Raw genomic sequence first — 6,866 nt, 5'->3', positions numbered from 1 at the left:
TTTAGCAAATGCCCTAGAAGTTTTTCTTATCTCTAAAATCCAACCTGTCCACAATGTGGTTAAAGTTGGTATGTAATCTCCCCTAAGAGATTCGATGTTAAACAAGATAATTTATTAAAAAAAGATTGATATGTATTAAAAAAGAACGTATATACTATTTGTATATACAAAAAATGGGTTGTTGGGTTATTTATTACTCTATTAATTGATTTTTTTGCTTTTATTTCATTGACTAATCCTTAGTTATAGTAGATATTTCAATCAATGGATGTATATACAAATTGTATATATAAAACTATAACATATTGAGGGTAGAATAATGGTTGATGATAATGACCCTTTTCTCATCATTTCTGCTCGTGTGCGACGTAAGTTGGCAGACAAGCATTCAGTGGTACCTGCAGAAGTTTCGCAGTGCTTTCTTAACTATACTGAGAATAACTTTTTAGAAGATTCTCGGGAAAAAAATAAGACTAACCCACCAACAAAGTGGTTCATCTCTGAAACTGATTCAGGGCGGTTGTTAAAGGTTTGTTTTATTTATTTAGAAGATGTTCAAAAGATTGTTATTAAGTCTGCTTTTGAACCTAATCAAAATGAATTAAATCTCTTCTTTCCAGAAGACAGTTAATTCTTAGACAAATTTGAACATTCTGAGCAGTGAAGACTCATCATTGTTCAGAGTGTTCGGGTTATCTGACTAATCCCCCATCTTGGTCGATGGGGTTTTGTTCAGATATACATTAAATACGCTTATATAAAGTGACGTGAAGAAAACACGAACAAATTGTTTATGGGTATAGAGTATGAAAAATATAGATCAACATTCACCTGAAATAGCAGATCTTGAACTAGATGATGCTACACAGTGGGAAAGTAGAGAATTAGGATCAGATCCTCAATTTGCAAGATCTACATCGGTTCCAGCATCTTTCCATGAGTTATTAAATAAATCTAATAATATGCAGATGATTTCAATTCGGTTGCCGAAAGATCTTATAGATGATTTGAAAAATATCAGCAAGGCTCAAAAAATGGGGTATCAAGCATTAATGCGTGAAGTATTAAAGCGTTTTGTCGAGGCTGAAAAGAAAATTATGTATAGAGAACTTATGAAAGCTAATCAGGAATTAGAGCAGCAATTAAAAGATGCAGAAGAACTTTTAAAAAAACATGGTAAAGAAAGAAAAATGGCATAAGTTATTGAATTAATTAATTTAAATTATATTTTAATTGGAGATTTAAATTGGCTATCGTGAATAAAGATACAGAAAAATTTATAGTACAAATAAATAGTTCAAAAGAATGGTGGGCTAATACCTATAGTGCTGGGGATACAGTACCTGTTTCAGGTATTTATAAATGTAAAGGTTGTAAGAAGGAAATAACTAGTAATAAAAATGATCCATTTCCTCCCCAGAATCATCATCAGCATACTGCATTAGCTGGAAAAATAGAGTGGAAACTAATAGTAAGAACGGATACTGAAGGAAACGATTGCGGACTCTAATAACTTCATTTGTTAAATATACTAAAATATTTAATAAAAACAGTTATTTATATAATAAAAACCCCGGCATTCTGCCGGGGTTTTCGTATAACCGCCATTATGTTAAATAGAGGGAAAATCTATTTTTAAAGTGATAAAATTATTGCAGTTATTTTAAGAATAGCTGCTTTTGATACTTGATCATCTAGCCTAATTAAAAACTGTTTTTTAATAATTTGGAATATAAATAAGATTTAGTTAAAATTAACATTATTCATATAAATTAACATTATGTATTACATTTACTAATAATTTAAAATAATTAGTAGAAAAAAATTATGTTTTAATTATTTCTTTGATTATATAAATTGAGAGTAAAAAATGATTAATACGAAATTTTCAGAGTGTATTTCTGCATGTACAAACTGTTCACTTATTTGTACTGAATGTGCAACTTCTTGTTTAAAAGAAAAAGATTTAGAGATGATGCGTGAATGTATTCAACGTTGTCTAGAATGTGCAGATATTTGTCAGTTATGTGTGCGTATGCAACAACATAACTCACCTTTCCTCAAAGAGATTTGTGAGCTTTGTGCTAAGATCTGTGAATATTGTGCGGAAGAGTGTGAAAAACATTCACATGATCATTGTAAAAAATGTGCTGAGGCTTGCCGTCAGTGTGCAGAAGAATGTCGAAAAATTGCCATGTAAAATACTTCAATAATGTTAATTATATGGCTCTAGACTAACATAATCATTCTGCTAGTCTTAGAGCCTTTCCTAAAATTAACATAATACACCTTATACGAATTCCCAGAGCATGGCTTTCAGCCATGCTTTTGTTTATCAAAATAGTATAGATATATGAATTTTAAGATAAAGAAAAAGCCTTATAGTCTCTCCCGGAACTATAAGGCTTATAAGTCGCTGTAATTTTTTTATTAATTACCTACTTTTTTCCTCTATAGGTTATGAATATATTTTACCGATAGGTAAAAAACAAAGATATAAGACAAAAGATGAATATGCTAAGAATTCCGCGTAAAGCCTACTAGTTTCGCATAACGACCATTATGTTAAATGGGTAGTACTTTAGTGGATTATTCATGCTTCCCCTTTAGAAAAACTTGCAGATCCCTTTTAAATTTGCAATTCTTGCTACCAAGGGTGTCTAGCTAAGCTAAGGCAGGTGTTTGTTGTAGTCGGGCCGCTACAATATTGATGAAGAGCACCTGTATGTTTAATTTCAAGATTTTTAATAAAGTCTCTACGGAAGTATTGACGATCAAAAATGACCTTCAGCTTAATGCTGAGCTGCAATTAATTAATAAATATAAAACGGCTACTTCTGAAGATTATAAACAGGCTATTGTTTTGATCTTTAAAGAACGTGGCTATACACGTTTGGAAATAGGTCAATTACTTAGGGAGCTAAAAGCCTCATAAAATACCGATTAAACAAAGCTTGGATATAACATCCAGGCTTTATAAAAAAGTACCTAGCTGTTACCCTTGTCCTGATTTTTTTACTCTAAAAAGTTCCTTCATCTTATGACACCTACGCCACCTTAAGTTTATTTACCATTTTAAATCTGTAAATAACTCATCACTGTCTAGTGATGTGGTGTAGTCGCTTGTGTGTTGTATATATCACATCACTAGCCTATCTGAAAAATTAAAAAACAGGCTATGTTTATGTTATCTAATGTCCGAGAACAGTGGTTCTCTAACATCCGTGGGGATGTACTTGCCGGATTAGTCGTCGGTCTTGCACTCATCCCTGAAGCCATCGCATTTTCAATTATTGCAGGTGTAGATCCTAAAGTTGGTCTATACGCATCCTTCTGTATTGCCGTCGTGATTTCTTTCGTAGGTGGTCGTCCAGCAATGATTTCAGCTGCCACAGGGGCTATGGCACTGCTTATGGTCACATTGGTCAAAGAGCATGGGCTTGAATATCTGCTGGCAGCAACAATTTTGACAGGCGTGATTCAGATATTGGCAGGCTATTTAAAGCTCGCCAAGTTAATGCGGTTCGTATCTAAATCTGTAGTTATTGGATTCGTAAATGCGTTAGCGATCTTAATTTTCATGGCTCAGTTGCCTGAACTGATTAATGTGACCTGGCATGTATATGCTCTGGTTGCTTTAGGTCTAGCGATTATTTATCTCTTTCCTTTGGTTCCCAAATTAGGAAAATTACTCCCTTCTCCACTTGTCTGTATCATTGCGATCACATTACTGGCAATCGCTTTAGGAATTGATGTACGGACTGTGGGCGATATGGGGTCTTTACCTGACACACTTCCAATGTTCTTGATTCCAAATATTCCTTTGAATATTGAAACATTGATGATTATTTTGCCTTACTCGGTAGCACTGGCAGCTGTAGGTTTACTTGAATCGATGATGACAGCAACCATCGTGGATGAAATGACAGATACGCCAAGTGATAAATATCAGGAATGTAAGGGACAAGGGATTGCGAATATTGCTTCTGGCTTTATGGGTGGCATGGCCGGTTGTGCCATGATTGGTCAATCTATGATTAACGTAAAATCAGGCGGCCTTACACGCTTATCAACATTCTCTGCGGGTATTTTTCTTCTTATTCTGGTTGTATTTATCAGCGACTGGCTCAAAGTGATTCCAATGGCTGCATTGGTAGCGGTAATGATCATGGTCTCTATCAGTACCTTTGAATGGAGTTCTGTCACTCAGTTAAAAGATAATCCTAAGAGCAGTAATATCGTCATGATTGCGACGGTGATTGTAGTTGTTGCTACGCATAACCTGGCTTTGGGTGTGTTAACAGGCGTATTACTTTCAGCCTTGTTCCTGGCGAATAAACTTGAAAACGATATCCAGGTAACAGCATCTTTTGAAGGAACAGCCCGTTTATATGATTTGAGAGGTCAGATCTTCTTTAGTTCTTCTGAAAAATTCATGCAAGGTTTTGACTTTAAAGAGGATGTAAAGGATGTGATTATTGATTTGACCCATTCTCACATTTGGGATGTAACATCAGTCGCCATGCTTGATTCTGTTGTAAATAAATTTCAAAAGAACGGTGTGAATGTCACTGTGCGTGGCTTAAATGAAGCCAGCTCTATCATGATTGATAAGTATGGAACACATGCCAGAATCTAAGAGCAGGAGATTCTACGTTTATGTAGAATCTCTACAATTAACATAATACACCTTATACGAAATGCGTTATAATTGTCTTTATTAATCAATGATGTATATCATTTTGATTGGCCCGTATCCTCCAGATCGGGCTTTTTTATTGTTTTTTATGTTCCACGCTCAATAAATAAGCAATGTTCCACGGTTTTATTCAGTTTTAATAAACATCATCCGATTTTGTGATGAGTCACTATTTCATGTGCTTGCACTGAAATTGGCTCATCACAAAATTGGAGTCCTGGTTAACCATAGGGAAGGAAAAAACGGCTCAGGAAGCTTCTCTTCTTAGGTTCAGGCTCAACGTGTTCTGGAACAGGGATACGTTTATTCTCTGAAGTAGTCAATCCGTCATAGTTCGATTCAGCCTGTGACCGAGGATCTGTTGCTATATTCGAATTAGTAGATCCATCTAGCTGATTAATATTTTCTTGTTTTGGCTGTTCTAAGGTGCCTTTAAACTCAATTCTATAAGTAAGATCTTCAATATGTTGCATCAAAGACTTTTCTCTTTGATTTGCTAAATCTAACTGATTTTTGAGTAAAGAAATTTGATCTTTTAATACACTTTCAACCTCAGATTGAACGTGTACTTGTACATCCTTCTGAACTTGTTCAGTACGTGTACTGGACTGAACACCGACTGGATTGCCATAAACTCTGATAAGTTCAGATAAGTCTATAAGACCATCATGATCTCTTGATAATTCACCATTTTTTAAAGCCTCATATATTGTTGTACGTGATTTTTTAAAGGCTTTACTTGCATCCATGACGCTGAATTTTGTTGTGTTCAATGTAATCCCTCAGTGCGTGTACAAGGATGTTCATGTGAACATCCAATCTGAACATGAAGTTTATTTTGTATTAAATCCTACTTTCTTTAGATATGGCAGTAATTCTTCAATTTTAAGTGGATCCTGCAACATTTCGGCAATGCGAACAGCAAATTGAGAGTAACTTTCTGTACCTTGAGAATATTTATTCATCTCGGTAAGCCCAGAGAGTTTATTAGCAAAAAGATAACGTTGCGAATCAGTCATTTTTAAAACTATAGGTTGTATAGCTATATCTGACTTCTTTGGTTGCTTTCTAATTTTATAGGTAAACTCAAATCCTATAATTTTTTTCCCTGCCTTCTTATTAGTATATTGAAGGTTATATATATCGCAGGCTTTGCTCTTATTTATTTGAGTGACAGCTAAGTCCAGGACATTGTCTTTTAGATTTGACATAGTTTTATATTTATTTTCGATACCGAACCTAGATCGAAGATCGTCCAACTCTAGAAAAACTTTTTGCTCTTTATAGTTCTGCACTTCTTTAAGAATTTCATATAAGCGATTGGCATATTGACTGCTTAAATCAACCGTATGTTGAAGATCAATTTGAGTAAATTTATTAGCTAGCTCACTTACAAATGGTAAGACGTCATTAGCAAATTGAATTTCAATTCTAGCTTCACCTTCAAGATATCCCTTCATTTGAATAAATCTATATGTTCTAACGTGTTTTTTAGTATTTGAGATTTCTCGCTCTAATGTGAACTGGCGTTCAAATAAAGTATCTACAGCCGTTCTAAGGGCTTTATAACCGCCATCTATGGTGTCTGAAAACAGATCTGCATATTCATGAGCTGAAATGGTAATTGGTACATTATTATCTAATGTAATCTTATTAGAACGAATTTTTGATAAAGCGATATTGAACAATCTGTGCTCAACAACAGTCATTTTATAATGAGCTTTTACTAAATCATTTGCTTTAGAGACAAGAATCGACATGTCTAAATTTTCTGAACGGCTCATTCTTATTTCCCTATAAACATTATATGGATTTACCAAAATCTAGATAAATTTTTTACTTAGGGAATCATCATAACAATACTCATTTAAATAGTAAAATAAAAACCTATGTTTATACGGATAAAACCTATGTTTGAAACGGATAAAACCTATGTTTGAAACGGATAAAACCTATGTTTATACGGATAAAACCTATGTTTGAAACGGATAAAACCTATGTTTATACCATCATAATCTATTGAAAATAAAAAAGAAAACATGCTTCAAATATTAAATATTATAAATATAAAATAAAAAAGAAAATTCATGAAAATTGCCCTTGGTTTTCGCTTCGCTCAAACTCTATTGAATCTCGCTTTCGCTCGATTCGTCGGGGCAATTTTTGG

8 protein-coding genes are annotated in these 6,866 nt (G+C 33.9%); 6 read left to right on the top strand and 2 right to left on the bottom strand.

Annotation, left to right across the window (positions count from 1 at the left end; all coding sequences use genetic code 11):
• Window positions 1-319 precede the first annotated feature (319 nt).
• The 6 genes from GVV58_RS14690 to GVV58_RS14665 all read left to right on the top strand — a co-directional run bounded on the left by GVV58_RS14690 (window position 320) and on the right by GVV58_RS14665 (window position 4,639).
• Window positions 320-631 (top strand): hypothetical protein, encoded by a 312-nt coding sequence (locus tag GVV58_RS14690; protein WP_004986363.1) that lies wholly within the window; start codon window positions 320-322, stop codon window positions 629-631.
• 175 nt (window positions 632-806) lie between these two features.
• Window positions 807-1,199: a CopG family antitoxin gene (locus GVV58_RS14685; protein ID WP_004986364.1), complete on the top strand. Its 393-nt coding sequence runs from the start codon at window positions 807-809 to the stop codon at window positions 1,197-1,199.
• A 56-nt stretch (window positions 1,200-1,255) separates the two neighbouring features.
• Complete coding sequence (locus GVV58_RS14680; RefSeq protein ID WP_228156254.1) at window positions 1,256-1,510, top strand: protein L; 255 nt, start codon at window positions 1,256-1,258, stop codon at window positions 1,508-1,510.
• Between the two features lie 360 nt (window positions 1,511-1,870).
• A complete protein-coding gene (locus GVV58_RS14675) occupies window positions 1,871-2,200 on the top strand; it encodes a four-helix bundle copper-binding protein (protein ID WP_004733205.1) in 330 nt (109 codons plus the stop codon).
• Between the two features lie 525 nt (window positions 2,201-2,725).
• Window positions 2,726-2,935: a hypothetical protein gene (locus GVV58_RS14670; protein ID WP_159138980.1), complete on the top strand. Its 210-nt coding sequence runs from the start codon at window positions 2,726-2,728 to the stop codon at window positions 2,933-2,935.
• A 249-nt stretch (window positions 2,936-3,184) separates the two neighbouring features.
• Entirely contained in the window at window positions 3,185-4,639 is a 1,455-nt protein-coding gene (locus GVV58_RS14665) for a SulP family inorganic anion transporter (RefSeq protein WP_004282306.1), read from the top strand.
• Between the two features lie 281 nt (window positions 4,640-4,920).
• On the opposite strand, the gene GVV58_RS14660 is transcribed toward GVV58_RS14665, so the two are convergent.
• Window positions 4,921-5,472 carry a plasmid replication DNA-binding protein gene (locus tag GVV58_RS14660; protein WP_257220492.1) on the bottom strand — a complete coding sequence of 184 codons (552 nt, stop codon included), beginning with the start codon at window positions 5,470-5,472 and terminating at the stop codon, window positions 4,921-4,923.
• Between the two features lie 60 nt (window positions 5,473-5,532).
• Window positions 5,533-6,483, bottom strand: a complete 951-nt coding sequence (repM, locus tag GVV58_RS14655; RefSeq protein ID WP_052431316.1) for a replication initiation protein RepM — start codon at window positions 6,481-6,483, stop codon at window positions 5,533-5,535.
• Window positions 6,484-6,866: the final 383 nt, after the last annotated feature.

This window comes from Acinetobacter sp. 18QD2AZ41W (genome assembly GCF_009829025.1).
Lineage (GTDB): Bacteria > Pseudomonadota > Gammaproteobacteria > Pseudomonadales > Moraxellaceae > Acinetobacter > Acinetobacter pseudolwoffii.
Note: the sequence above shows the minus strand (reverse complement) of the source record. Positions and strands in the feature narration are given on the sequence as shown.

Bases quoted from the DNA above. Each gene is read 5' to 3' on its own strand.
- GVV58_RS14690 (WP_004986363.1), top strand. From the start codon at position 320: ATGGTTGATGATAATGACCCTTTTCTCATCATTTCTGCTCGTGTGCGA.
- GVV58_RS14685 (WP_004986364.1), top strand. From the start codon at position 807: ATGAAAAATATAGATCAACATTCACCTGAAATAGCAGATCTTGAACTA.
- GVV58_RS14675 (WP_004733205.1), top strand. From the start codon at position 1,871: ATGATTAATACGAAATTTTCAGAGTGTATTTCTGCATGTACAAACTGT.
- GVV58_RS14670 (WP_159138980.1), top strand. From the start codon at position 2,726: ATGTTTAATTTCAAGATTTTTAATAAAGTCTCTACGGAAGTATTGACG.
- GVV58_RS14665 (WP_004282306.1), top strand. From the start codon at position 3,185: ATGTTATCTAATGTCCGAGAACAGTGGTTCTCTAACATCCGTGGGGAT.
- repM (WP_052431316.1), bottom strand. From the start codon at position 6,483: ATGAGCCGTTCAGAAAATTTAGACATGTCGATTCTTGTCTCTAAAGCA.